Source organism: Photobacterium sp. (genome assembly GCF_033720175.1).
Taxonomy (GTDB): Bacteria; Pseudomonadota; Gammaproteobacteria; order Enterobacterales; family Vibrionaceae; genus Photobacterium.
Map to the genome: position 1 here is coordinate 148,270 of NZ_JAWWDA010000009.1, position 26,464 is coordinate 174,733.

Here is a 26,464-nt window from a genome sequence, read left to right on the forward strand (position 1 = left end):
CCACGATTAACACTGATATGATTGAGCAACGAGATCCCGTAATGCTTGCTCCGCACTTTTGCGGCTCGCAAAGCCAAAACGCTGTACGATCAATTCCCAACTTTGCTTTTGCAACACTTTTGCCACAGCCATTTCGGTGGCTGCATTTAACTGCAATGAAGGCTGGCAAAGAAACTCGCTAAGCCATGCTTCCAGGCTCGCAACTGCCAGATCGTAGCCCAAACCTCCGCGTATATAACTTACTAACTGTAACCTTACCATAGGGGATAAGACAACATCCCCACGCGGTTCATTATGGCAGCAAGCAACTGCGCGCAGGTCGGTGACACTGTGGCAAAGAGAGTATTGATAGAGAGGAACAAAAATGGATGCATCTAGCATCCGAAATTGTTCGACGCGCTGAACTAAAAAATTGGCAGCAAATAAAGCAACAGCGGTATCGAACCAAGACAATGAATCTTCAGATAAGGGTAATACAGCTAACAGCGAATGTGCACCACTGGCGGCATCTTTCATGACCCCTAACCGAACCGGCGAATAACCCGCTTGCTGCCAGAAAGAAAGCAGCTCACCAGCAACGCCAAAACTGGTTCCTAAGTAATCCAAAGACTGAACGTCTGCCCATTGTCTGACATGCGCTAACAAAGCCGTACCGATGCCATATTGCTGGCAGTCAGGATGAACGGCTATTCTGAGTATACGCGCGCACCGTTGACGGGCTGCTTGAGCTAACCCAATATGTGCTGCAATAGATTGCGCCAATAAATGGCCTTTCGGACGACGTTTTCCCAACATGATCTGTTCAGCAAACTGGGTATCAAATCCACCTTCAAAAGAAAGCAAACAGCAACCGACAATATTACTTATAATCAAATCTTCTTCGGTCTCGGAATGATGTCCAGAGCCTGGCTCACTGATTGGCTCCACGGACTCAGCAACAACAAGGTGCATGGCAGGATCGTCAAGTAGCTGGCTAATATCAGACGGTGTCGTCTGATAATGGGCATTAACCAGCAGCCCAAACAACTGACTCAATCGCCGCTGGTCAGCAATCAACGACGCCGTCGATAACACCCGATATCGTATCTGGCTAGATCCCATCACAACAGAAACTTCGGCGGGCTCGGCTTCTAACATCAATGCCTGAAACACCCATTTTTCAAGTGGGTCATGTCTGGCCCAGCGGATAGGCTGGGATAAACTGTACTGACGCCATTGCGGTGCATGCTGGTCTAGCTGTTGACGAAACTTAATCGCAAATCCGCGGCCAGTGCCTTCATAGCCATGAATAGTCGTTGCAAAGGTAACCCGGTTATATCGAGTCAGTATCTGATTCAGCAGAGGAGCAGGAATCGCCGCGGCTTCATCGACAATTAAAAAATCAATTTCTGGCTTGTCAGCCGCAGAATTCTTCGATAGTAGGGCATCAGGCGCAATAAACGTCAGCTCACTGTGTTGATATATGAGATTTTTCTGCTGATGAAAAGGAATATTCAGCGAGCGGGCAGCTTGAGCAAACAACGTATTGGCATTGGCAAATGCCGGGGACGTGACGGCAATTTTGATGTTTCGCTCGCGCATCAAACTGGCGGCAGCAATACCGAGTGCCGATGATTTTCCACGGCCGCGATCAGCCGTAAGCACCAATGGTCGTTTGCGATGTCCGGTCACAACCCGCCGGATCGCCTCGACTGCATTTTTTTGCTCCAGGGTCAGACACCCAAACGTCTCATCAAAATAGTCCTCATCTACAATACCTGGCATTGGCAGCAGTGGTAGCGAACAATTTAACTGATCATCAGCAAAGAAAGGGGACTGTCGGAGATGCAAGACGTCAGGTTGTGCGCATAAATGCGCTAACCGCTGAATGAATGGGAGCTGTGCCTGTGTTTCATCAAACCAAGCGTGCGGAACCATTAACAACAACAGGCCACCGCCGGTCACCGTGCCGGATAACGCCCCAAACGCATCCGCATCAAAACCAGGATGCGCGTTATACACCAGACAATCCGTTTCCTGTCCCAGCACCTTTTTTGCTTTTTTCAATGGCAGTGAGGCTATGTGCTCAGGGGCATTATCGCCAGCCCAGAACGTCCGGTGATAGTGAGAGAAAAAAATCTGACTAGCCTTAGTCGCCCAGTTAAGATCGCCATCTAACACCACTAAATAACGGCAATTGGCCTCTTTTGCCTGAGCTGCTAACCGAGAAGCAAACTGATAAAGTTCCGACATGATGATACTCATTATTTAATGGATTTGGTATTTAACTACAACACCGCGATCATATACCCAAATCCCTTCAAGATGCAGCCAATAAAAAAACCACGCTAAAAAGCGTGGTTTAATGATTAAGCTCGATTCATTGAACTACTTCAGGAAATCACTCAGATAAGCAAGGATCTCATCAACTTGCTTTTCAGTCATCTTCTTCAGTTTCAATTGTAACTTGTCACCGTCACGGGTATACGTCGCTTTCCCTTTAACCAGCTCCTGTGCTTTTAGCTTTTCAACCACTACTTTTGGCTGAAGAGCGTCGCCCATTTGCTCAAGTTTCATCGTTACTTCACGGGTAATCCGGGTAATACCCTGCACGTTGATCTGTTGCCATAAAGGACTGTCAACCGATGTCAGCTGCTCAATCAATTGCTGCTGATCTGTCTTTTGCAATCCAAAATAAATACGATGCAGCTTCACAATCGTCGGACGGCCTAATTCACCGACACTCGGATAAGCCATCAACAATTCCATTGGCAAAGTGGCCGCTTTCAATGCCCCGCTTACCAGCGCTTCACTGCACTGGCAATATTTGGCTAATTCTTTTTGATCGGCAACCTTGCCATTGGCCAGCAATTCTTGCATCTCTTTACCACGTTCATATAAAGACAGTGGTTTATGAGCATTCGCAACATCAGACAGGAACTTGGCATGTTCACTATTAATGCCCTTCGCGACATAAACTAAGAAGTCCTTGCTTGCCAGAATACATGACATACGACGGCGGCTGCCGTCCAGAACTTCAATTCGGCCATCATCAAGCCAGCGTCCCACTGCAGGATATTGCTGACCACGATCTTTCAACGTCGTCAGAATATCAGCGAGCGCATGCTCGTTTAAAAAAGCTTGCTCACGGGCATTTTCAGCGAAAACCTGAGTTTTTTCTTTAACCTCAGCCGCATTAATTTTAACTAATTCAAACGCGACGGTACCTTCGCCGGCAACCGCAAGCTCAATAACAGCGGCTTTATCACGTACTGCCGTTTGTGCTTCCGCGGCATTGGTAGCACGACGCTTATCCGCTTTGCCAAACAGACGAGCATTGAGATCTTTGGTTTTAATTGTCATCTGTCCTTTTACTCCTGATTTAAGTTGGCCCAGTGACTATGCATCACTCGCTCTAATTCCAGCCCAACTCGTTGAATGGCATCCTGCGCAGTAGACAAGGTTTTCTTGCCTCCTTCAAAATCAGCAGCAGTCAGATCAAAGACAGTACTGTAAGTGTCGGCACAGGTTTCAAAAGCCCTGCTGCGTGGAACGGTTGCCATCATGACCTGTTCTTGCAGCAAGTAATTCATTTCTGTTAGTACAGAAACTTGCTTCTTATTATCATCTTCGAACATGGTTGGCATCAGACGAATAAATTCGAGTCCGTGCCATTCTTCCGGAAACATTTCATAAACAGTCGGTAAATGCTGGAAAAAGTTGACCGTTGAAGCCCAGTCAAGACGCTTCGCAGCACAGGGAATCAGCAGCGCATTTGAAGCATACATCGCGTTCCAGACCAGCGGATCTATATGCGGACCCGTATCGATCATGATGACATCAAACTCGTCGGCAATGGGGTCAATCATCCGCTCTTTAAGCAGACGGACGATATCCAGATCTTGGTTAACAGCTAAATCTTGCCATGCATCAGCATTAAACATCGCGTCTTCAGGGAAAGCAGCAATGGTTTTCAAATTAGGATACTGGGTTGGCATCACAACGTTATTCATCAGGAAATCTTTATTCATTTCCTCACCTTCCGGCACATTTCCCAGCATGACATCGACAGCTGAATAAATGGTGTCTTGCTCACCCACACTGATCAGCGGGTTAAGGAATAAACGCAGAGAGCCTTGTGGATCGAGGTCAATGAGGCAGATACGATAACGTTTATCGAGATCAAGCGCCAAACATGCCGCCAGATGTACCGCCGTCATAGATTTCCCGGTGCCGCCTTTTTGGTTCTGGACATTAACAATCCATGGCTTACGGCCAGCGCCTTCACGCTCAAAAAAGGCTGGCTTTTTCGCCGCCTTCATCAATTTATGTGCTTCATCTAGCGTAATAGAATAATGGTTGGCATTATTTTTTGTAAATTGATGGCCCGTTGCTTCCATACGAGAAATAGCATCATCCAATTTACGACGCGTCAAACCTGAACGAGTTTCCATCAATGCTTTTGACATTGGTGGGAAATGTTCATCACGACGCTCTTCTAATACGATTTCGATACGGTCAGCTTGTACTTGTTTAGTCTGCTCTGCAATGTTGAGCAAATTTTGAATTGTCTGTTCCCTATTCATTATTATTGTTCGCCATGATTATTGATGGCCCTATTGTACAACAAAATCAACAATTAACAATAAAAAGCTGAACATCTTGATGTGATGTTAACCGCAAGTAAAAAACAGGACAATGACGCAAAACATACTTATTCTCGTGACGTTCCGTTTTACTTTGTGTTCAATTGAGCCACGCAAACTGCAACACATTTAAACTGTTACGGCGTCACTGTTTTACAATGTAAATTGAACTGAGCTACTGAAATACACCAGATCACTCCGGAAGCGTGAAAAAAGCACGATAAGTTACGGCTGTTGTCATTTGAATCAGAAAACACTTAATACTGAGGATCACAACTGGCTGATCCTCATTAAAGTCGAGCACTAAGAAAGAAATCAGGCTGAAATCAGTTCATTACACTTAAACCAGTGACGTCAGATCCTGATGGGAGTCACCTGAACAAAATTCATCCAAACCAACTTGATCATTGTTCCGTAATTTACTCCGTTGTCTGAAACTATGATCAAGAGAGCAATGACCCAGTCTACGAATAGAATAACCGTCGACAGACGCCAGAAAAGATCGGAAAAATGATCAAGAAGGAGGGCATCACTTTGTCGATCCTATGATCTTGTTCGGAAGCATGTTAAATAGCCGCTAGTTTACGGCGAATGTAGATTGTATCTGGCTTAATCAGACCAATTAACACCACACATCACGACGAGAACCGACAAAGGCAGAGCCCTTCATCATATTGAAATACGCAATATGGGCCATGATCATCGCTCCGGCAACGGACACATGAATAAAAAACACTTAGCTACGGTTGATGTCATTTCAATTTTGCTTAAAAATACAGCACGCCGAGAAAAAAACGTAAAAGATAATGAAAAGACCCGTCTATGATCATTCTTCCGGGCCAAAAACATCCGCTGGGTAGCTGAATTCAAAAAATAGCACCCGGAGATGTGGATAACTCAGTGGATAAGCTGTAAACGTTTCTTGATCATCGTTACAGACTGTTATTGATCATTGTTTCGGAGAGTTAATGATCATGTTTCCAGACCCTGTATGATCATGCTTTCACGTTGATGTTGATCAGCGTTCCGAACGCACTATGATCATCGTTCCCTTTGGGGTAAAATAAAGAGTCTTTAAAATCATAATCTTACACTCATATTTCCGCCCGGATCATTAGATCACTACATCATATAGATCACTAATAATCATAAAGATCAGTATTTAAATCTTTAAATAAAAAGATCTTTATTTATTGATCTTTTTCGATTAATCTTTCGGAAAGATGATGCTTCTACGGCTAATGGCAAATGAAATCGGCTCGACCTAGCAATAAAAACAATATCGAGAAAATCCTCATTCCAGCACCAAGATCCCACAAAGACGGGCACTTGTTTGCGATCCCACCAACACTCGTGGACTGGTTACCTCAGTACCAGCACTTCAAAGGCGTAACCAGAAGTGTTATTGAATTGCTGAATCTGATCTCACTACGGGGATTATCGACTCAGGATGGCATCGTATCAACCACAGAGCTGGTCGAAGCGACAGAAGGTCAACTTACCCGTGCTGCTATCCAACAACGGCTGAGAGCGGCTGTGACAGTCGGTTTATTTAGTCAGCAGCCAGTCCGGTTTGAAGAAGGCCTGGCGGGTAAGACCATGCTGCATCATTTTATCAATCCTGCGTTACTCGTTTCTCAGCTAGGTACGGGTAGCCTGCTTTCAGAGCAGAGCAAGGAAAAAGACAAGCAGAAACGTTCGAAGGCTTTGGCACAAAATCATGTTAATCGCCGCCTGCTTAACGAATATGGCTTGGGTACTCCCCCGAGCATGCCAGATGAGGCTGATCAGATTGTGGTGTCGCCAACCAGTTGGGCCGGGATCATTGATCAGGCATTGGCGCCGCCACGGACGAAAAAAAGCTATCAGAAGGCAATGGTTGCGATCAGTGGTTCTAAAGCGATCATCGAAACACGATCGTCGAAATCGATCATGACCGTTGATGATCTGATGACCCTGTTTGCCCTGTTTACCCTCACTGTTCAGTATCACGATCATCATCTGTCGGATTATGAGATCCAGTCGCGCACGATGGGCAACAAAACCCCGGTTTATATCACGGATATTCTGGCTTTGCGTGGTAAAAAAGACAGCGGCCCGGCTCGTGATTCGATCCGTGAGAGTATTGACCGAATCGAATTTACTGATTTTCAGCTGCACGAATTAACCGGTCGCTGGTTAAGTGAAAATATGCCGGAAGGTTTTAAAAGTGATCGTTTCCGTTTTCTGGCCCGGACCATTACCGCCTCCGAAGAAGCCCCTCAGGAAGGGGATGACGGAGAGATCCGGATCAAACCAAACTTGTATATTCTGGTTTGGGAACCGTCATTCTTCGATGAACTGTTAACCCGTGATTATTTCTTCCTGTTTCCGCCTGAGATCCTGCGTCAGCATTCGTTAGTGTTCCAGCTCTACACTTTCTTCCGGACTCGTATGTCGCGGCGGGTAAACGATTCGATGTTGTTGAGCGAGCTGAATCAGAAACTCGGGCGAAATATTGAATGGCGCCGTTTTTCATCTGATTTAATTCGCGAGCTGCGTAAGTTGGCGGAAGATAAGATCACCGATGATATTTTTGCCGTTAATCTTTGGGGTTACCATCTGACGATCACGCCGGAAGATATCAATAAGCGTTACTGCGATTATCAAATCGACATCAAATGCGATGCTGATGAAGTGATCCGATACTCCCGGGCAAAAACCACTAACGAAGGTAAGCGGAACATGGCCCCGACCATGCCAAACCCGTTACGTAACGAGATCATGCCTAAACAGCAGCTTGATCAGCTTTCCGCAATCATTGATGGTGAGTTTGAGCCTATTCAGCGAAAGGAAGGCCGCCCTAAGGGACGTTTAGGCCGGCGGGTCAAGTTGAGAAAACACTTAGTTGAGATTAATGCCGATGAGTTGACGATTGTCTTATCTAAATATACATCGTCAGAAGCGCTGCAACGCAGTATAACGGCCTTATCGGCTATGACCGGGCACTCAGTCACCGCAATCACAGAAGAGTGCCACTGCTTCTTAGAGAAGCTTGATTGGCTCCATGTCGCCGGTGAAGTTGTCCCCTATGAAACACTGAGTAAAACCGTTGAGTTATACAACAGCAAACAAGATGATCGTCATTTGTCGATCGAGCGTCTGATCTCCGGGCTTGCCGTACGGCGTAAGGTATGCAAACTGGTCCACGAAGGTCACATCAATGAACAGGTCTTATCTGCGCTGGATGATGTGGCACGGGGTATCTAAACAGCACCTGAGTGTGAATCATTGGGTGCTGTTTACAGTGTAAATTTATTGGCTATTACGTGTAACAAATAAAAGAAAGGAGAAAACGATCTGTTTCTCCTTTTTTATCTACCTTCTGATTAACTATTCTCAATGTCCCTCAAATCATTTTAATTACCGCTGAAAGCTTCCTTCTTTAGTACAATCGCATGTAACGTTCATTGTCATCATAGACGGTATATGTTCGGAAAGTATCTGTGGGTGTATTAGGGAGCTTTATGTCATCGTTTGAACGGTATCGAATGGGATCATGCCTGTTGCTAATGGCTGTTCTGGGTCAGAGCGCATGGGCGCAACCGGCACCTGAGGTAAAAGTGCAACCGGAGCGAAAAAAAATAGCATTGGTTCTCAGCGGGGGAGGGGCCAAAGGGGCAGCCCATATCGGGGTACTTGAGGTACTTGAATCCAATCGGATCCCGATTGATATGGTTACCGGTACCAGTATGGGCGCTTATGTCGGCGGTATGTACGCCTTGGGCTTATCGGTTAAAGAAGTCAAACACCGAACGCTCGCGGCTGACTGGCAAAGCGGTTATGAAGACCGTGTCGGGCGCAATGATCTGATGCTGCGCCGCAAACAGCAGGGGGATGATTATACGCTACATACCGATTTAGGGGTCTCGCTCGATGGTGAGTTTCGTGTCAGGCCGGGTGCCTTTCAGGGGCAGGGGATGGCAGTGTTACTCCGCTCCTTGACAGAGAACCTGCCCGCGTTATCTTCCTTTGATAAGCTGGCTATCCCATACCGAAGTGTCGCAACCGATATCGCCCAGGTTGAACCGGTTGTGATTGATTCTGGTCATCTGGCAACGGCCATGCAAGCTTCCATGACGGTTCCCGGCGCGCTGAAACCGGTTCGCTGGCATGACAAGCTTCTGGTTGATGGTGGGGTGGTGAATAACATGCCGGTAGATGTGGCGCATAGCTTGGGGGCTAACGTAATTATTGCGGTCGACTTGCGAGATGGTTTGCTCAGTGAAGATGAGCTAAACAGCGCTCTGAATATTGTCTCTCAGCTGACCACCTACATGACCAATTCCAGCGCTGATAGCCAAAAGGCACTGATGCGTCCCGGGGATGTGTATTTGCAGCCCGATGTCTCTTTTATGATGGCGCCGGATTTCGATCAGATGGAACGGGCCTACCATGCCGGACGTGATACCGCCTTAAAGGCCTTACCTACGCTGCTGCAATATCAGTTATCGGAGCCTGCCTATGATGCTTATGTCAAAGAAAAGCTGAACCGCCGCAGTCAGCTCTCAGCCAGTCAGGCTTATTACATCGATGCCATTGAAATTGAAAACCGGACCTTATCGTCGGATCAGGCTTTAGTCGCGTTGCTTGATCTGGACGTTGGCCGAGTGGTTTCAAATGAAGAATTGGAACAAGCCGTAAATCGTCTGCATGCTCAGGATATTTTTTCCCGCATCACGTATGTGATTGAGCAGCAGGAGGGGGCCAATATTTTACACCTCGATGTCAGTGAAAAATCCTGGGGGCCGGGTTACCTGAATTTTAAGTTTGCTTTTGAAGATGATTTTGCCAACCGCTCAGACTTTTCCTTCGGGGCTCAATATATCTATACCGATTTGACGGATCGAGGCGGAGAGTGGAAGTTTGAATGGCAAATCGGCAGCTGGAAAGAGGTGAAAACCGAGTTATATTTTCCATTAGACTACCAGCAAAAATATTTCACCGCTTTGGGCCTTGGATGGAATAGCGAAATTCGCACCTTTAATATCATTGATGATCCGCGTTTAGTCGCTGAGAGCGGTATCAGCGCATTGAATATAGATGTCGAATATAAGCGGGCGAATGTATTTGCTGAAACGGGCTGGAATGTTAAACCGTGGAGTGTGATGAAATTGGGATTCCGTGGGCAGTCAGGGGATGCTTCTTTATTGCTTGATGATGCCCAAGAAGACTATGAAGCGTATGGACCTTACCTGGCTTATACCCATGATAATTTAGACAACTTCTATTTCCCTAGCTCTGGCTGGGGATTTGATATGGAGCTGGGTTACAACCGTACGCGCAGTACATTCATTGATGATAGTGTTGATGATGAAACCTATTATTACAGCGCCCGCGTCATGAAGCCATTTTCTTATCAGCGCCATACCGTGGTTGCACTGGCCAAAACGGCAGGCTCCGATTCTGATGAATTAATTCCAGTCTATATCCAGGATTTGGGCGGGTTATTCAATCTTTCTGGCTATCACCGCTTCGAGCTTAATGGCCGTTACAGTGCATTCGGCGCGATGGTTTACCGCTATCGGCTGCTTGATAACGACTTTGGTGTTTTTTCGTCGCCGGTATTCATCGGTGGTTCGTTAGAGCGGGGAGGGGTCTGGAATACCGATTCAGAAGTGAGCTGGGACAGTTCTATCAGTGCCGCCAGTGTTTATATCGGGATCGATTCGCTATTAGGGCCGCTTTATTTGGGTTACGGCCAGGCCGAAGGCGGTAAGAGCTCATTCTATCTGTCACTGGGCAGCAGTGGGTTTGATTAACGAATTAATTAACTCAGGTAAAGATTTGTGCGAGCCATTGCGGCTCGCTTTTTATTACCTGTTATACCTATGGGCATTGCTCTTCGCTCGACCTTGCTGGATCAGGACTATAATTGTTCCATACCGGTTATTTGGTTCGGTATACATCCGGGCTTGAAAGCCTGAACGTTTGTGATCACCGAGAATTCATCGCAAAGGCGGCAGGTAAGGAGGGGGGATGACAAGGCGTACCAAACCGATAGATGGGTTTGTTAATGAAGAATATCCTCATGGTTTTGTAACTGACATTGACGAGGAAAGCTTACCGCCAGGCTTGAATGAAGGTGTTATCCGTTATATTTCTGCCAAGAAAAATGAGCCGGACTTTATGCTGGAGTGGCGCTTAAAGGCCTACCGGCACTGGCTGACGATGAAGGTGCCGACCTGGTCTAAGTTGCATTATCCCCCGATAGATCCCAATACGATCAGCTATTTTTCTGCACCAAAATCATTTGCTGCCGGGCCGAAAAGCCTCGCGGATGTTGATCCGAAACTTCTGGAAACCTATGAGAAGCTGGGTATTCCGCTGCATGAAAGAGCGATCCTCGCCGGGGTAAAAGGGGCGGTTGATGCAGTTTTTGATAGCGTCTCTGTGGCGACGACCTATAAGGATCAACTGGCCGACGTCGGGGTGATCTTCTGTTCTATTTCCGACGCCATCCAGAACCATCCTGATCTGATCAGGAAATACCTGGGCACGGTGGTTCCTTATACCGATAATTTTTATGCGGCACTGAATGCGGCGGTGTTTAGTGACGGCTCTTTCTGCTATATCCCCAAAGGCGTGCGTTGTCCGATCGAGTTGTCGACCTATTTCCGGATCAATGCCGCCAAGACCGGGCAGTTTGAGCGGACCTTGATCATCGCTGAAGATGACAGCTATGTGAGTTATCTTGAGGGGTGCACCGCGCCGATGCGGGATGAACACCAGTTACATGCCGCCGTTGTTGAACTCATCGCGCTCGACCGTGCCGAAATCAAATATTCCACCGTACAAAACTGGTATCCGGGCGATAAAGAAGGCAAGGGAGGGATCTATAATTTTGTCACCAAACGGGGGTTATGTCGGGGTCAGCATTCGAAAATATCCTGGACCCAGGTGGAAACCGGATCGGCAATAACCTGGAAATACCCCAGTGTGATATTGCTGGGGGATGGCTCGCAGGGTGAATTTTCTTCGGTTGCCTTAACCAATCATTATCAGCAGGCCGATACCGGAACCAAAATGATCCATTTAGGTAAAAACACCTCAAGTACCATTCTCTCCAAGGGGATCTCCGCCGGTCAGGGCTCCAATGCGTATCGCGGCTTAGTCAAGGTTGGCCCGAACGCGTGCAATGCGCGCAATTACAGTCAGTGTGATTCGTTATTGCTAGGGGATCGCTGTAGCGCGCATACTTTTCCCTACATGGAAGTGAAGCACCCGTCTGCGGTGGTGGAACATGAGGCGACGACATCAAAAATCAATGAGGAGCAACTGTTTTACTGTATGCAGCGGGGGATTTCCTCTGAAGCCGCCGTGTCGATGATCATCAATGGTTTTTGTAAAGACGTGTTCAGAAAATTGCCGATGGAATTTGCAGTAGAGGCACAGGCACTGATGGAAGTGAGCCTGGAAGGTGCGGTAGGTTAAATAAAGTGTGGGTAAATAAACGGGGCTAGCGGGTTGCCGGTAGCAAGCGGTCAGGAGGTATGAAGGCATGTTACATATTAGCAATCTGCATGTCAGCGTCGATGATAATCCTATTCTCAAAGGCTTGAATCTGGAGGTTAAGGCCGGTGAAGTTCATGCCATTATGGGACCCAACGGTTCAGGTAAAAGTACCCTGGCAAATGTGTTAGCGGGTAACGATTCTTACATAGTTACGGCTGGCGAGGTGCAATTTATGCAACAGGATTTACTCTCGCTGACCGTAGACGAACGAGCGTGTGAAGGGCTGTTCCTGGCTTTTCAGTATCCGATTGAAATCCCCGGCGTGAGCAACATTCAATTTCTTAAAACGGCGGTTAACAGCCAGCGTAAATACCACCAGCTTGATGAGCTCGATGCCATCGACTTTTTACAGCAGGTCAAAGCGAAGCTCGCCCAGGTTGGCATGGATGAAAGTCTGCTCTATCGGGCCGTGAATGAAGGATTTTCCGGTGGAGAGAAGAAACATAATGAGATTTTACAGCTGCTGGTGTTAGAGCCATCGCTGGCTATTTTGGATGAAACCGACTCCGGGTTAGATATCGACGCCCTGAAGGTTGTTGCCGAAGGGGTGAATTCATTTCGTAACCAAGAGCGGGCGATCATTGTAGTAACCCATTACCAACGATTACTCAATTTTATTCAGCCAGATTTTGTTCATATCATGATGGGCGGTAAGCTGGTTCGAACCGGCGGTCCGGAGCTGGCGTTAATGCTGGAAGAGAAAGGTTACGGTGAGTGGGTGGCAGGAAGATCTGTCTGATGAAATTAGCAGCGAGCAGAGGGCGCTAGTTGTGCTACCGGAGGCGATAATGAATGCAACGGAGCGATTTTGTAAAGCCTATCACCAGAGGTGGTTAGCCTCGGGCGAAACCGACGGTGCGAACTGGCTAAAGCAATTGCGCGATGATGCCTTTGCAAGCTTTACCGAACAAGGGCTACCGGGCTCGCGGGAAGAAAACTGGAAATATACCCGGTTAAATAAGATTGAAGAGCCAGAGTTTGGTTTTTGGGGACAATCGGGCTTTTCTGGTCAATTAACACCACCACTTGCGGCGATTCAGCCCGGCGGGCTGGCATTGCTTTCTGGTGCTCACCGGCTGGTGTTTGTTAACGGCAAGTATCAGCACGCGCTGTCTGAATGGGGCCCGCGGCCAGAAGGCCTTATCCTGTGCCCCCTGTCTGAGGCGATGAACACCTATCCTGATTTTCTGCGCCCATATTTAGGTCGCATTGCGGATGGTTCTGCTCATCCTTTTGCGGCGCTCAATACCATGTTCATGGATGATGGCATCTTTTTAAAGGTGCCGGAAAACAGCCGCATGTCCACACCGATCTATTGTCTGTTTATCTCTGTCGGCACCGAGCGCCCGATGATCTGTTTTCCCCGTTTGCTGCTGGTTCTGGAGCAACAGTCAGAAGTCAGCCTGATTGAACATTATCTGAATATGGAAAGCCGGGCTGGCAAGCAAAACCACAACCATGATTTTACTAATGCGGTGACCGAAATAGAACTGGGTCCCGATTCCCGACTCCAGCACTATACACTGCAGACAGCTGCCACCTGCGAGAGCCACTTTCATGGCTTGCATGTGAATCAGCGGCGCGCCAGCCAGTTCAACTCCCATCACGTCACGCTGGGCGGAGCGCTGGCAAGAAATGATATTCAGGTTCGACTACTCGATGAGCTAGCTGAGTGCCGTCTCAATGGGGCTTATTGTATTGACGGCGCTCAGCATGTGGATTATCACACCCGGATAGATCATCTGGTCCCCAACTGCTGCAGCCGGGAGTTATATAAAGGTGTCGTGCAGGGCAAGTCCCGGGCCGTCTTTCATGGTGATATTGTTGTCCATCGGGATGCGCAACATTCTGACGCCCAGATGGTTAATAAAAACCTGCTGCTGTCGCAAGAGGCGGAAGTGGATACCAAGCCTGAACTGCAGATTTATGCCGACGATGTGAAATGCAGCCACGGTGCGGCGGTCGGACAACTGGATCCGATGGCATTGTTCTATTTACGCTCACGAGGGATCCCACCAGGACTGGCGAAAACGCTGCTGGTAACGGCTTTTATTGATGAAATACAGCAAACAATGGCAACGAAGGCGGCCCGACAGTTATTCCTGCCATGGATGCAGGCTAAATTAAATGTCTTGATGGAAGCATCGTGAAAAGGAGAAGCACTTATGTCACATCGCGACAGGCTGTCATTGCAAGGTCCAGCGTCCGGGCAAGAGAAAAGTGCGGCCGCCGCCGATATTGACTGGCAAGCCGTGCGTGATGATTTTCCACTGTTATGCCAGATGTTTTACGGTAAAGATCTGGTCTATCTGGATAATGCCGCAACGACTCAAAAGCCGAATACCGTCATCAATGCCATTGAGCACTATTATCGTTGTGAAAACGCCAATGTTCACCGGGGTCTTTATGCACTCAGTGAGCAGGCAACCCGGGCTTATGAAGCCTGCCGCGACAAAATCCAGCATTTTATTCATGCCGCTAACCGGGAAGAGATTATCTTTGTTCGCGGCACCACCGAAGCGATCAATCTTGTCGCCCAAAGTTATTTAAGACCGAGGCTGAAGGCGGGAGAAGAAATTCTGATCAGCACCATGGAGCATCACTCAAATATTGTTCCCTGGCAGATCCTGGCGGAGCAAACCGGTGCAAAATTAGCTGTTATTCCAATCACCGATTCGGGTGAAATCAGGCTGGGTGACTACCAGAAAATGTTGAATCAGCGTACACGGCTGGTGGCGGTAACCCATGTATCGAATGTCCTGGGTACGATCAATCCTGTGCAGCAAATGATTGCAATGGCTCACGCAAAGGGTATTCCGTTTTTGGTTGATGGCGCTCAGGCCGCCGCAAAATTGTCTGTCGATGTACAGGCACTGGATTGCGATTTCTACGCGTTTTCATCACATAAACTCTACGGTCCGACAGGAGCTGGGGTGTTGTATGGCAAACAGTTACTGCTGGAATCAATGCCGCCCTATCAAGGGGGAGGTGAAATGATCAGCCAGGTCACTTTTGAAAAAACCGAATATAAAGCACCACCTTACAAGTTTGAGGCAGGCACCCCCAATATTGCTGGTGTGATCGGTATGGGCGCCGCAATCGATTATGTCTTGGAGCTCGGCCTGGCGAATATTATCCGGCGAGATCAGCAGTTGCTGAACTATGCCAGACAGGCCCTGCAGCCCGTAAAAGGGTTGCACATTATCGGTAACGCGCCGAACAAGACGAGCATTATCTCCTTCGTGCTGGATGATGTGCATCCCCATGATATCAGCACGATTCTGGATGTCGAAGCGGTGGCCATCCGGGCCGGACATCATTGCGCCATGCCGCTGATGCAACGTTTTCATCTCCCAGCGACAGCCAGAGCCTCTTTTGCTTTTTATAACAATGAACAGGACATTGATCGCCTGGTGTTAGCGGTACAGAAAGTCAGGGACATGTGGGGATGACAGGCTATGGATGAGATATTACGGGAGTTATATCAGGCATTGATCCTCGATCATGGTCGGCACCCGAGAAACTGTAAAAAAATCGAACATTACACCCATTGTCAGGAAGGCTATAACCCGGTATGCGGTGATCGCCTGATGCTGTATCTCAGGGTGGAAGGTAACAGGGTTGTCGATGCCGGCTTCGAAGGAGAGGGCTGTGCGATCTCGATGGCCTCTGCTTCACTGATGACCGAGCAGATTAAGGGTAAAACGCTTGATCAGACGCTACAGATCTTTGACGCCTTTCATCATCAGGTAATCGATAAGGATCTTGATGAAGATATGTCAGGCCGCTTAGGTAAGTTAACCGTGTTTGGCGGGGTCAGAGAATTTCCCGGTCGGATCAAGTGCGCCACTTTAGCCTGGCATACCCTGAAAGGCTGTCTTAAGGATCCGGATAACCGGCAAACGATCACAACGGAGTGATCAGGGCCCTAATTATGCAAAAAGATTTTGAAGTGGCCACAGTGCTGCGTGATTGCGACGCCATTGTCATTCCCTCTGGCACGCCGGTAACCTTGCCAGCACATTGCCGAGTGGTGATCATTCAGGAGCTGGGCGGGAGTTTTACCGTTAATGAAAACGGGCGGCTGTTACGGATAGCGGACAAAGATGCCGATGCGTTGGGAAAGAAAGCGACGGCTTCAGTTGCGCTTAATCGTGAAACAGACACCTCTTCTGAAGTGGATCTCAGCCTGGTTATGGACCAGCTTAAGACCTGCTATGACCCTGAAATTCCAGTTAATATTGTCGACCTTGGCTTAATTTACACTCTTGATCACAGCCTGCTAATTGACGGGCGTCAGATGGTAAGCATCACCATGACCCTGACCGCTTTCGGCTGCGGGATGGGGCCGGTTCTTGTCGAAGATATCCGGGAAAAAGTACTGCGCGTGCCGGGGGTCGATCTGGTTGATGTCAGAATCGTTTATGATCCTCCCTGGAGTGTCGACATGATGTCAGATGCGGCTAAATTAGCGTTAGGATTGCTGTAACGGCATCAGAATTTTGGTGAGATTTCGTCATGCTGATACCAAAGCGGAGAGAAAATAATGACAACGTGGATGGATGCCATTGCGGTGAACGAGCTTCCTGCCGGAGAGAGTACAGCCGTCGAACTGGGTAATACCGAGCTTCTTCTGGTGAACGCCGATGGTCATTTCTATGCGGTAGAAAATGTCTGCAGTCATGATGGTGAAGCGTTAGCCGGAGGAGAAATCGACGGTGAGGAAATTATCTGTCCCAGGCATGGGGCCCGTTTCTGTCTGAAAACCGGGCAAGTGCTGTGCGCGCCGGCGTATGAAGATATTAAAACATACCCGGTCAGGATCACGGGAAATAGAGTACAGGTTTCAGTTGAATGTGAGCGGGACTGAAACCCTGCTGTTGCAAGCACTATTTCACAAGATCTTGAGCGGGATCTTGGTCATGCTGGATTCAAGCAATAAGTGCAACAAACCCGTCAGCCCCTCTTTCACCTAACCATTGCCAACATTTTTTGTGAGCCAAGTTTCAAATTTGCTAATAAATACACTGAAATTAGCGCCTTTTTTCTTGATTCCCCACGATCTCTCAGTCAGAGAACAAGCCAAAAAGCATGCTTAAACTCAAGCATCTTCAGCTTTATCTTAATTTATGTTTCATTACGGAACGCAATGTGAATTGCAGTAGTTCCATTTTGAAACAAAATGACCTGAGTAACCCCTCTTATCTTGCTGGCATACCATCAGTTTCGACTTTACAGACAAATATATAAATACATATTAATCGAAACACATGAGGTGTAACTGATGAACGTTTTTGTTGCTGAACTCTTTGGAACGTTTTTGCTCGTGCTACTAGGTTGTGGTGTGGTGGCAAACGTCGTGCTAAAGGGCAGTAAGGCGGAAAATTCCGGCTGGATAGTAATCTCTCTAGGTTGGGGGTTTGGTGTCGGTATCGCAGTTTATGCTGCCGGTTGGGTAAGTGGTGCACACTTAAATCCTGCGGTGACATTAGGTTTTTGGGCGATTGGTGGCATAAGTGCCAAAATGGCCATGGTATATATAATCGCACAGTGTATCGGTGCATTTTTAGGTGCAATAGTTCTATGGCTGGCGTACAAACAACACTTCGACGAGACAGACGATCCCGGTATGGTTCTGGCCGCATTTTCAACCGGTGCTGCTATTCGAAATACCAAATGGAACATCATCTCAGAAGCTATTAGCACCGCAGTATTGATGATCGGTATCCTGGCGATTTTCACCGCTAATAACGGAATTGGTGCCGGATTTGGTCCATATGCTGTCGCTATTTTGGTATGTACTATCGGTTTGTGTTTGGGGGGAAATACAGGTTACGCCGTCAATCCGGCTCGCGATTTGATGCCACGTATCGCCCACGCATTATTACCCATTAAAAACAAAGGCAACTCTGACTGGGGCTACGCTCTCGTGCCTGTGGTTGGACCGATAATAGGGGCAGTACTTGGCGCACTGCTCTGGAATAATTTGCTGTTACCCGTTTTCACCCAACAAATAAGCTGACTCTACGCATAAGGATAAGGATAGAACGATGAAAAAGATGATTAATAAAGTCGATAACGTAGTTAAAGAGCAACTTCAAGGTGTTGCCAAGGCTCACCCTGAACTCGACGTAAGCTTAGATCCTATGTATATCGTGCGACGAGAGCATCAAAAGACCAAGGTAGCCCTTATCTCGGGCGGCGGTAGCGGCCATGAGCCGATGCACGGCGGTTTTGTGGGTAATGGTATGTTAGATGGTGCATGCCCGGGTGAGATGTTCACCTCACCAACCCCCGATCAAATGTACGAATGTGGTCAAAAGGTCGATTCTGGTGAAGGGGTGCTGTTTCTGATCAAAAATTACACCGGTGACGTACTGAACTTTGAAACCGCGGTTGAGCTCCTTCACGGTGACGGAATCAAAGTACAGGCAACCCTGATTGATGATGATGTCGCAGTAAAAGACAGCTTGTATACGGCAGGACGTCGCGGTGTTGCAACCACCGTGCTGGCTGAGAAAATTCTCGGAGCAGCGGCCGAAGAAGGCTACAACCTGGATAAAATCAGCGGGCTGGCTAAACGTATTGCCAACCGCGGACGTTCGTTTGGTGTTGCACTTTCCGCTTGTACCGTTCCGGCGGCGGGTAAACCAAGTTTTGATCTGAATGACAGCGAAATTGAGTTTGGTGTTGGGATCCACGGTGAACCGGGTATTGAGCGCCGGGCCTTTACGGATGGCGACACGATCACCAGCGATATGATGAACGAGATCTTAGATAATACGCCATATGAACGTATTGTTCGCCGTTGGGACAATGATGCCGGTGAATGGCAAGACGAATCCTGGGTCACCGAATCGCTCCAGTCTGGCGACAAAGTTATTGTGTTAGTGAACAACCTCGGGGCAACGCCGCAATCTGAGCTTTATATGGTATATCGCAAAGTCGCAGAACTACTGGAGCTGCAAGATATTAAAATCGAGCGCAACCTTATTGGCAGCTATTGCACGTCATTAGACATGCAGGGCGTTTCTATCACAGTGCTAAAAGTCGATGATGAGATGCTGTCCCTGTACGACATGCCCGTTAACACACCGGCAATGCGCTGGGGCTGCTAAGCATTAAGGAATAGATAATGACAATTACGAAGCAACAAATCGTTCAGTGGCTCGAAACATCAGCCGACGTCTTTAAAGACGAACAAGGTTTTCTGACTGAATTAGACAGAGAAATTGGCGATGCTGATCATGGTCTAAATATGAACCGCGGCTTTCAAAAAGTGAAAGAGAAATTACCGAGTGTTGCCGATAAGGACATTGGTACCATTTTAAAAACCACGGGAATGACCCTGCTTTCGAGCATCGGTGGGGCCAGTGGCCCGTTGTACGGTACTTTCTTTATTCGTAATGCAGCCAGCGTGATGGCGAAAGAAGAGCTAAGCCTTGCTGAACTCACCAAGATGCTTCAAGACGGCATGGACGGGATTGTTCAGCGTGGAAAAGCGGAAGTGGGTGATAAAACCATGATCGACACCTGGAACGGTATCATGGAAAGCCTGAAGAAAAACCAAGATGCCAGTGTTTACGATGCCTTGAGTATCGCTGTGGCAGAAGCTGAAAGCGCAATGAAAAACACCATTCCAATGCAAGCGAGAAAAGGACGAGCAAGCTATTTAGGTGAGCGTTCTATTGGCCATCAAGACCCAGGTGCAACATCCTCGTACCTACTTTTCACAGAACTGCGCAACGCTTCAGCGCTATAAGTACATCCCATCCTCTTTGTTGTTCGAGGTGGCATCGCGCCACCTCAGTTTAAGGTTTGATTATGGTCAGTATTGTAATTGTTTCCCACAGTCCGGATTTAGCCAAAGGCGTCCATGCGTTGGCAGCCCAGATGACCCAGGGAAAAGTAAAAATAGCCGTCGCAGCCGGTGTTGATGATCCTGAGAACCCAATTGGTACCGATGCCGTTGCCGTGATGATGGCAATCGAAGAGGTGTATTCTCCGCAAGGCGTCCTGGTTCTGGTAGATATGGGCAGTGCAATTCTAAGTACGGATATGGCATTAGAACTCATTAGTAGTGAGCAGGCCGCCAATGTACACGTCTGTGCTGCGCCGCTAATTGAAGGCGCCATGTCGGCAAGTGTTGCAGCTGCGGCAGGCATGCCACTGGATGAAGTGATCAATGAAGCACACAGTGCATTATTAGCAAAATACCAGCTGTTAGACCAAAGCGCCAAGCTTCCTGGTGGTATACAGGCAAATTCTCAACCTGATCCTGTAGAGAGTGAAAACGAAATTGAATTTGAGTGGCGGGTGAAAAATCCTCACGGCATTCACGCCAGACCTGCCTCTGCGATTGTGGGCGCCATCAGTCCATTTGATGCCCAAGTCTGGCTGAACTGCCATGACACGCGAGTCAGTGCCAAGAGTATCAACAGTATTGCGTTATTGGGCGTAAAACAGGGCGACAGCCTAACCTGTATTACCAGCGGGAAAGAGGCGCAACAGGCGTTGCAGGCTTTCGCCTTACTCGCAGAGAGCCATTTTAATGAATCTATTGATGAGAGAAGTGATGAGGTGGTGGTTGCCGCTCCCCATCAGGTACACCGCGTTGCCGAAGAAGACGGACGCTTGAGTGCTATTGGCGCATCCGAGGGGATTGCCATTGCACCAATTTGGCACTACCGGATCACCATGCCCGAAGCACGCAAGCGTGACTATTTAGATTATGAGCAGGAATGGCAGCTGTTTGACCAGGCGTGTGATATCGCCCGGCGAGATCTGGCCGAGTTGGCAAACCAAACTGCAACCGCAGGCTCAAAATCAGAAAGTGAAATTTTTACCGCGCACAGCCAAATGCTGGCAGATCCAGAGCTTGGCAATCAAATCAAGCAAATGCTAAAGGATGCGGTCAATGTGGACAGTGCCTGGTTGCAAGTCATCGAGCAGACGGCGCAGGCATACAAAGACTCATCAAGTGAATATATGCAGGCACGGGCCAACGATGTTTACGATGTGGGCCGCCGGGTGATGGGGCTACTTATTGGTGAAACGGAACCTCAAATTGTGCTTACTGAGCCGGTCATTTTAGTTGCCACGGATCTTTCACCATCAGATACTGCGCAGCTTGATCCGCATATGGTCCAAGGCATTATCCTGGAGCAGGGAGGGAGTACATCACACTCAGCCATTCTTGCCCGTGCGCTGGGGATCCCGGCCGTCGTTGGGCTCAACGACATCATGTCGCGAAGCCAGGAGGGCGACGTCGCGATTATTAACGGTAGCAGCGGCGATGTCTGGCTGGCACCGATGGCGCAACAGCTTGCAACCGCGCAGCAAGAACTTGAAGGTATTCATCGCCAAAGAGAGCAAGACCAGGCGCTGGCGATGGAAAAAGCCAAAACACAAGACGGCAAGCTGGTGGATGTCTTTGCCAACCTTGCCAGCGTGGAAGATGCTGAGCAGGCGCTTGCCTGCGGAGCCGAAGGGGTCGGACTGGTGCGAAGCGAATTCCTGTTTATGGATAGCGAGCAAGCACCGTCCGAGCAGAGCCAGTATGAATTCTATTCTCGCATTGCCGGAGTCTTCGGTGAAAAGCCGGTGATCATCCGGACTCTCGACATTGGTGGCGACAAGCCTTTAGCTTATTTGCAGCAAGGGGCAGAAGAGAACCCGTTCCTGGGATGCCGGGGCCTGCGTTTATGTTTACAAAATGTGGATATATTCAAACTGCAGCTGAACGCCTTGCTTCGGGCCCGGGCAGAACATCCTAACCTGCAAGTGATGTTCCCAATGGTTTCAACCCCTGATGAGTTGCGCCAGGCGAAATCTCTGCTCGAGTCTTGCTATCAGGCACTGCAACATGATGGCGTGTCAGCCGCGATACCAGAGATCGGTATTATGATTGAAGTGCCTGCGGCGGTAGCTAATGCCAAACAGTTAGCCAAAGAGGTAAGCTTCTTCAGTATTGGAACTAACGATCTTACCCAGTATGTGATGGCAGCCGACAGAGGTAACGATGCGGTCTCCTACTTAGTATCTGCGGCTCAGCCTGCAGTGTTGCGGATGATTGAAATGGCGGCGCAAGCGGCTCACGATGCCGGGATCACCATTGGGATCTGCGGTGAGATGGCCGGCGATCCCAAGCTAACAGCGACTCTCATCGGCTTGGGTATTGATGAATTGAGTATGAGCCCTATCCGTATTGCTGGCGTTAAGCAGGCGGTGCGTACCACCCAGAGCAAGCATGCAGCGTTAAAAGCAAAAGAGCTCCTAAATGCCGAGACCTTAGGGCAGGTACTGGCCATGCTTTAAGGAGCCACTTTCAACCTAATAACAAAGCCGCACGCAAGAGTGCGGCTTTTCACTGCCGTTCATCTCCCTTTTATACTCAAACCACTTCATCTCTGTTTATTTATAATCTGCCATATCAATACCGTAGCCCTTTAGCTTGCGCCATAGCGTGGTGCGACCCACCTGCAAATCGTCACACATTGTGCTGATCTTGCCTCGACAATGCACCGCAGAGCGAATGATGGTGTTCTTTTCAGCATCGGCCAGAGAGTTTGACTGTAACTGTTTATCCCCAAACGCTTCTTGTTCTGTCGCTGAAAGAATGCTATCGGGTAGATCTTTGACCCGGATCACACTCTCATGGGCGAAATTGGCAGCGCGCTCGATAACATTACGCAGTTCTCTATGGTTGCCAGGCCAGCGATACTGCATCAAAAGTGACATTGCCTCTTGGCTAATGGTAAGGGGAGTTTTCTTTTCAGCTTCCAAATAAGTGAGTTTACGTTCAACTAAGGTAGGTACATCCTCAATGCGTTCGCGAAGCGGCGGTACTTGGATATCAAACGTTTGCAACTCTAAAAGTAGTTGCCGGCGAAAATGATTTTCCACCACATACTGATCGAAATCGATATTAGACGTTGCAACGATACGAACATCCAGTGAGACAATATTGCCGTTCATGCGGTTTAACAGCCCTGTTTTTAGCAGGTGGAGTAAGGCTGCTTGTACTTCGGAAGACAGACACTCCACTTGATCAAGAAACAAGGTGCCCCCGTTAGCCAGTTCAAATTTCGACACAGAGGCTTGATCACCGTCCAGTGCCGAGCCTAAAAATTCGGTCGCCATTAGCTCTTTGGGAATGGCCTGGCAGTTAATGGCAATAAAGGGCTGGCCATGTCTTTCACTGGCGTTGTGGATCGCTTGGGCAAGGTGGCTTTTTCCTATTCCATCCTCCCCATGGAGCAGAATAGGTCCGCGCCCTTTTGCGGCGTGGTGCGCTTGGCGGATCACGCGCTGCATGGCATCTGACCCCCCAGTAATGTCATCAAACGTTAATCTTGCTCGGTTTCCGGCATGCTGATGCACTAAATCGCGAATATGCTTGAGCGGATAGAGTAGGGCGATATAGCAGTGGGTATCGTTTTGAGCGTTTCTCACAATCTTTAGTGACATCACCAAGGAAATCAGCCGGCCTTTACTCTCTATTGTGGTTTCGACCATATCCAGCCCTTTTCCACGCTTGATGGCCTGGCGTACACGCTGAGGCATCGTGAGAACTGAACTGATTTCTTGGCCCAATTCACTGGGTGTTAAGCCCAGGAGTTCACAGCCTTTTTGATTCAAATAATGAATCTTTCCATTGGGGTACCACGCCAGTACACCTTCATCAACACCTTCCAGCAGGACATGTACCTCAGATAAGTGCTGATTAGACTCTGTTAGCATGCTTTCAGCTTGCATTTGACTGGCAATATCGCGTGAAGCGGAATGAATTAAGCCCAACGCAGAGACGCTGGCTTTTTCGACTGGCAGCACCAATGCGACGCAGCCATGTGCTGAGCCGGTACCATCAAATATTGGGGCGGCGTATACCGCAAAATCGTGTAGCGCCTGTTTAAAGTGTTCAAAGCCAGCCGTTCTGGTCGCTTTCGCTAAATGCATGGCACTTGAAATCGCGTTGTTACCTATTATGCCTTCCCGCCAATAAACACCTTCCTGAATACCGAGTGCACCAAGTTTCTCTTGCATAACACTGTCTGCGTAGAAATAAAGGGTACAGCCGGTTTCATCGCAAACTAAAAAAGCACAGCTGTCGTTTTCCAGATACTCATAAATATCTTCGATAGCCGGTACGGCAATATTTAAAAACTGTGCTTTGCTTTTTTGTATTGAGGCAAAAGTTACCCCTTTAGCTCTGTGTGGTATCGACCAGTGATCGTGGCGCTGTTGTCGACGACAGCGAGACCAAACTTGCTGTAGGTGCGGATCAATATCGGGGAGTTCAGCCTCCACAGAGGACTGAGAAACAAAGGCGTGCCAAATATCTTTGGTTAATGTGCGACGAGATTGCATAGGAAACATTACTGCTTATTTGATTCAGCCGTCATCTTAGCGTTTTGGGTCAGAAAAAAATAATGCCCAGATTGGAATATCGATTTTTAGCAAAGCCCATTTTCATTAACAACAGAACGAAGGAAACCAGGAGAAGGCTGAATTATATTCTATATTGTAGCTATAGGTGCATTGGGTCAGTCCGTCGTTATCACGAATGAAGCCTAACAATATAATGTATAGAGGGCCGCCATGCTTACATACTTTTATCTAGATATAGAAGGCATTGACAGTTTATATTCACAGATTGCCGATATCGGTATCGCTGGATTGACTGCAGACTCAGAGCAACCAACACTGAAAGCAACGAGCTACCTTACCACAGAGCAAAAATTGGCCACAGTCCTCAAAGTTCTGCGGTTAAAAGGAAAACTGTTCGCCTCTTTGGACGACGCTCTCGAGCAGGCAAAGCAGGCGGAGGGAGAACCTGAGCCTTTATATTTTGAGTTCGTAGAAAATTGCCTAATCCCCGGAAGGAAAGAATTTGAGTCAGCCGACGAATTCTTCACATATATTCATTACAAGCAAATTATTGGATTTACATTTGAGCGACACCCTGATGTAGCCATGACGGGGGATCTCTACAAGTTCGAGCACGCTAACAGAGAAGAAACGAGAGGTATACTCAGTCCCCACCTCCAATTAATTATGAGCAGTGGAGAGGTTAAAATGAAAGGCTTTGGCGTTCTTCATTCAATGCCTTGCTACGTTAAACCCTTTTATTTGAGTGGTATATGATCGTTTTGGAAACTAAAGGCAGTATGTCGGAATACACCTCGATGACAATAAAGATGCACAACCATTAGGCTTTGACGGGCAAAATAATATGGCGTTCTGACGACTGAACTAAGAGGGAATGAAGTGGAGCGTGCAGCGGGAATCGAACCCGCATCATCAGCTTGGAAGGCTGAGGTAATAGCCATTATACGATGCACGCAAAATAATGGTGCCGACTACCGGAGTCGAACTGGTGACCTACTGATTACAAGTCAGTTGCTCTACCTACTGAGCTAAGTCGGCACACTTTATCTTGTTGTATTCATGCTTACGCTCAAATACGAATTTGGCGGAGAGATAGGGATTTGAACCCTAGATACGCTATAAACGTATGCCGGTTTTCAAGACCGGTGCTTTCAACCACTCAGCCATCTCTCCAAGGCGGTAGATAGTAGGGAATACCGAGGACAATGTAAAGGTTAACTGTGTTAACTGCTTAATATGTAACCTATAGACGTGATAAGCATTGTTCGCGCCGAATGTTGAGAGTGGGATCATCAATTGTTGGGGGGTGGTGTGAGGCATATTGTAACCACAAATGACAGCATCATTTTTTCCTTTTAACCCCGCCAAACAGGCGGGGTTAATGGTTGTTAGATTGCACGAGCCAATCAGAAAATTTAAGCTATAGCGGCTTCTTTTTTCGCTTTAGCGGGTTTTTCAGCTTCAGACTTGTTGTTAACACTTGTATCTTCGAACGTTTCACCTTCAATATATGCATTTCCATAGTAGGATGCTGTCAGTATTTTTTGCAGCTCGCTGATTAGAGGGTAACGTGGGTTTGCACCAGTACACTGATCATCAAACGCTTCAACTGATAGCTCGTCTAGTTTCGCCAGGAAGTCAGACTCTGGAACACCAGCTGCCTGGATAGATAATGGAATATCCAAATCACCCTTAAGCTCTTCTAACCAAGTTAGCAGACGCTCAATTTTCTGAGCGGTACGGTCGCCCGCTTGAGACAGACCCAGGTGGTCAGCCACTTCTGCATAACGACGACGCGCTTGTGGGCGGTCATACTGAGAGAATGCCGTTTGCTTGGTTGGGTTATCGTTCGCGTTGTAACGGACAACGTTAGAGATAAGCAGTGCGTTAGCTAG

General features: G+C 48.0%; 19 protein-coding genes and 3 tRNA genes. 14 read left to right on the forward strand and 8 right to left on the reverse strand.

Annotated elements, in window-relative coordinates:
* Window positions 1–6: 6 nt before the first annotated feature.
* From R3289_RS12335 to R3289_RS12345, 3 genes are all read right to left on the reverse strand, one after another.
* The gene (locus tag R3289_RS12335; protein WP_318925863.1) at window positions 7–2,232 is read right to left on the reverse strand and encodes a tRNA(Met) cytidine acetyltransferase TmcA; all 2,226 of its coding nucleotides are present in this window, start codon (window positions 2,230–2,232) and stop codon (window positions 7–9) included.
* A 135-nt stretch (window positions 2,233–2,367) separates the two neighbouring features.
* Window positions 2,368–3,342: a ParB/RepB/Spo0J family partition protein gene (locus tag R3289_RS12340; RefSeq protein ID WP_318925864.1), complete on the reverse strand. Its 975-nt coding sequence runs from the start codon at window positions 3,340–3,342 to the stop codon at window positions 2,368–2,370.
* Between the two features lie 8 nt (window positions 3,343–3,350).
* Window positions 3,351–4,565, reverse strand: coding sequence for an AAA family ATPase (locus tag R3289_RS12345; protein ID WP_318925865.1), 1,215 nt, complete (start codon window positions 4,563–4,565; stop codon window positions 3,351–3,353).
* Between the two features lie 1,308 nt (window positions 4,566–5,873).
* Here R3289_RS12345 and R3289_RS12350 point away from each other — a divergent pair.
* From R3289_RS12350 to ptsP, 13 genes are all read left to right on the forward strand, one after another.
* Window positions 5,874–7,874, forward strand: a complete 2,001-nt coding sequence (locus R3289_RS12350) for a replication initiator protein RctB domain-containing protein (protein ID WP_318925866.1) — start codon at window positions 5,874–5,876, stop codon at window positions 7,872–7,874.
* Between the two features lie 257 nt (window positions 7,875–8,131).
* Complete coding sequence (locus R3289_RS12355; protein ID WP_318925867.1) at window positions 8,132–10,426, forward strand: patatin-like phospholipase family protein; 2,295 nt, start codon at window positions 8,132–8,134, stop codon at window positions 10,424–10,426.
* Window positions 10,427–10,643: 217 nt separating this feature from the next.
* The gene (sufB, locus tag R3289_RS12360) at window positions 10,644–12,098 is read left to right on the forward strand and encodes a Fe-S cluster assembly protein SufB (protein ID WP_318925868.1); all 1,455 of its coding nucleotides are present in this window, start codon (window positions 10,644–10,646) and stop codon (window positions 12,096–12,098) included.
* A gap of 67 nt (window positions 12,099–12,165) precedes the next feature.
* Window positions 12,166–12,918 (forward strand): Fe-S cluster assembly ATPase SufC, encoded by a 753-nt coding sequence (sufC, locus tag R3289_RS12365; RefSeq protein WP_318925869.1) that lies wholly within the window; start codon window positions 12,166–12,168, stop codon window positions 12,916–12,918.
* The gene (sufD, locus tag R3289_RS12370; RefSeq protein WP_318925870.1) at window positions 12,890–14,329 is read left to right on the forward strand and encodes a Fe-S cluster assembly protein SufD; all 1,440 of its coding nucleotides are present in this window, start codon (window positions 12,890–12,892) and stop codon (window positions 14,327–14,329) included. The genes sufC and sufD overlap by 29 nt, the downstream gene beginning before the upstream one ends.
* Window positions 14,330–14,344: 15 nt before the next feature.
* A complete protein-coding gene (locus R3289_RS12375; RefSeq protein ID WP_318925871.1) occupies window positions 14,345–15,631 on the forward strand; it encodes a cysteine desulfurase in 1,287 nt (428 codons plus the stop codon).
* 6 nt (window positions 15,632–15,637) lie between these two features.
* Window positions 15,638–16,099, forward strand: coding sequence for a Fe-S cluster assembly sulfur transfer protein SufU (gene sufU, locus R3289_RS12380; RefSeq protein ID WP_318925872.1), 462 nt, complete (start codon window positions 15,638–15,640; stop codon window positions 16,097–16,099).
* Window positions 16,100–16,113: 14 nt separating this feature from the next.
* Complete coding sequence (gene sufT / locus R3289_RS12385; RefSeq protein WP_318925873.1) at window positions 16,114–16,668, forward strand: putative Fe-S cluster assembly protein SufT; 555 nt, start codon at window positions 16,114–16,116, stop codon at window positions 16,666–16,668.
* A gap of 57 nt (window positions 16,669–16,725) precedes the next feature.
* Complete coding sequence (locus R3289_RS12390) at window positions 16,726–17,049, forward strand: non-heme iron oxygenase ferredoxin subunit (protein ID WP_318925875.1); 324 nt, start codon at window positions 16,726–16,728, stop codon at window positions 17,047–17,049.
* 414 nt (window positions 17,050–17,463) lie between these two features.
* Window positions 17,464–18,201: an MIP/aquaporin family protein gene (locus tag R3289_RS12395; RefSeq protein WP_318925877.1), complete on the forward strand. Its 738-nt coding sequence runs from the start codon at window positions 17,464–17,466 to the stop codon at window positions 18,199–18,201.
* Between the two features lie 28 nt (window positions 18,202–18,229).
* Window positions 18,230–19,297, forward strand: coding sequence for a dihydroxyacetone kinase subunit DhaK (gene dhaK / locus R3289_RS12400; protein ID WP_318925879.1), 1,068 nt, complete (start codon window positions 18,230–18,232; stop codon window positions 19,295–19,297).
* Window positions 19,298–19,314: 17 nt separating this feature from the next.
* Window positions 19,315–19,941, forward strand: a complete 627-nt coding sequence (gene dhaL / locus R3289_RS12405; protein ID WP_318925880.1) for a dihydroxyacetone kinase subunit DhaL — start codon at window positions 19,315–19,317, stop codon at window positions 19,939–19,941.
* A 62-nt stretch (window positions 19,942–20,003) separates the two neighbouring features.
* Window positions 20,004–22,496 (forward strand): phosphoenolpyruvate--protein phosphotransferase, encoded by a 2,493-nt coding sequence (gene ptsP, locus R3289_RS12410; protein WP_318925882.1) that lies wholly within the window; start codon window positions 20,004–20,006, stop codon window positions 22,494–22,496.
* 96 nt (window positions 22,497–22,592) lie between these two features.
* On the opposite strand, the gene dhaR is transcribed toward ptsP, so the two are convergent.
* A complete protein-coding gene (gene dhaR, locus R3289_RS12415; RefSeq protein ID WP_318925883.1) occupies window positions 22,593–24,548 on the reverse strand; it encodes a dihydroxyacetone kinase operon transcriptional regulator DhaR in 1,956 nt (651 codons plus the stop codon).
* 231 nt (window positions 24,549–24,779) lie between these two features.
* Here dhaR and R3289_RS12420 point away from each other — a divergent pair, with 231 nt between their 5' ends.
* A complete protein-coding gene (locus R3289_RS12420; RefSeq protein WP_318925885.1) occupies window positions 24,780–25,325 on the forward strand; it encodes a hypothetical protein in 546 nt (181 codons plus the stop codon).
* A gap of 124 nt (window positions 25,326–25,449) precedes the next feature.
* Here R3289_RS12420 and R3289_RS12425 read toward each other — a convergent pair.
* The 4 genes from R3289_RS12425 to R3289_RS12440 form a co-directional block, all read right to left on the reverse strand.
* Window positions 25,450–25,524: transfer RNA gene (locus R3289_RS12425), tRNA-Gly, on the reverse strand.
* Window positions 25,525–25,531: 7 nt separating this feature from the next.
* Window positions 25,532–25,607, reverse strand: a tRNA-Thr gene (locus R3289_RS12430).
* Window positions 25,608–25,651: 44 nt separating this feature from the next.
* A tRNA-Ser gene (locus tag R3289_RS12435) sits at window positions 25,652–25,742 on the reverse strand.
* A gap of 242 nt (window positions 25,743–25,984) precedes the next feature.
* A partial coding sequence (locus R3289_RS12440; RefSeq protein WP_318925886.1) for an iron-containing alcohol dehydrogenase occupies window positions 25,985–26,464 on the reverse strand: 480 nt, incomplete at its 5' end.

Coding starts and splice junctions, on each gene's coding strand:
- R3289_RS12335 (WP_318925863.1), bottom strand. CDS start 2,232: ATGTCGGAACTTTATCAGTTTGCTTCTCGGTTAGCAGCTCAGGCAAAA.
- R3289_RS12340 (WP_318925864.1), bottom strand. CDS start 3,342: ATGACAATTAAAACCAAAGATCTCAATGCTCGTCTGTTTGGCAAAGCG.
- R3289_RS12345 (WP_318925865.1), bottom strand. CDS start 4,565: ATGAATAGGGAACAGACAATTCAAAATTTGCTCAACATTGCAGAGCAG.
- R3289_RS12350 (WP_318925866.1), top strand. CDS start 5,874: ATGAAATCGGCTCGACCTAGCAATAAAAACAATATCGAGAAAATCCTC.
- R3289_RS12355 (WP_318925867.1), top strand. CDS start 8,132: ATGTCATCGTTTGAACGGTATCGAATGGGATCATGCCTGTTGCTAATG.
- sufB (WP_318925868.1), top strand. CDS start 10,644: ATGACAAGGCGTACCAAACCGATAGATGGGTTTGTTAATGAAGAATAT.
- sufC (WP_318925869.1), top strand. CDS start 12,166: ATGTTACATATTAGCAATCTGCATGTCAGCGTCGATGATAATCCTATT.
- R3289_RS12375 (WP_318925871.1), top strand. CDS start 14,345: ATGTCACATCGCGACAGGCTGTCATTGCAAGGTCCAGCGTCCGGGCAA.
- sufU (WP_318925872.1), top strand. CDS start 15,638: ATGGATGAGATATTACGGGAGTTATATCAGGCATTGATCCTCGATCAT.
- sufT (WP_318925873.1), top strand. CDS start 16,114: ATGCAAAAAGATTTTGAAGTGGCCACAGTGCTGCGTGATTGCGACGCC.
- R3289_RS12390 (WP_318925875.1), top strand. CDS start 16,726: ATGACAACGTGGATGGATGCCATTGCGGTGAACGAGCTTCCTGCCGGA.
- R3289_RS12395 (WP_318925877.1), top strand. CDS start 17,464: ATGAACGTTTTTGTTGCTGAACTCTTTGGAACGTTTTTGCTCGTGCTA.
- dhaK (WP_318925879.1), top strand. CDS start 18,230: ATGAAAAAGATGATTAATAAAGTCGATAACGTAGTTAAAGAGCAACTT.
- dhaL (WP_318925880.1), top strand. CDS start 19,315: ATGACAATTACGAAGCAACAAATCGTTCAGTGGCTCGAAACATCAGCC.
- ptsP (WP_318925882.1), top strand. CDS start 20,004: ATGGTCAGTATTGTAATTGTTTCCCACAGTCCGGATTTAGCCAAAGGC.
- dhaR (WP_318925883.1), bottom strand. CDS start 24,548: ATGCAATCTCGTCGCACATTAACCAAAGATATTTGGCACGCCTTTGTT.
- R3289_RS12420 (WP_318925885.1), top strand. CDS start 24,780: ATGCTTACATACTTTTATCTAGATATAGAAGGCATTGACAGTTTATAT.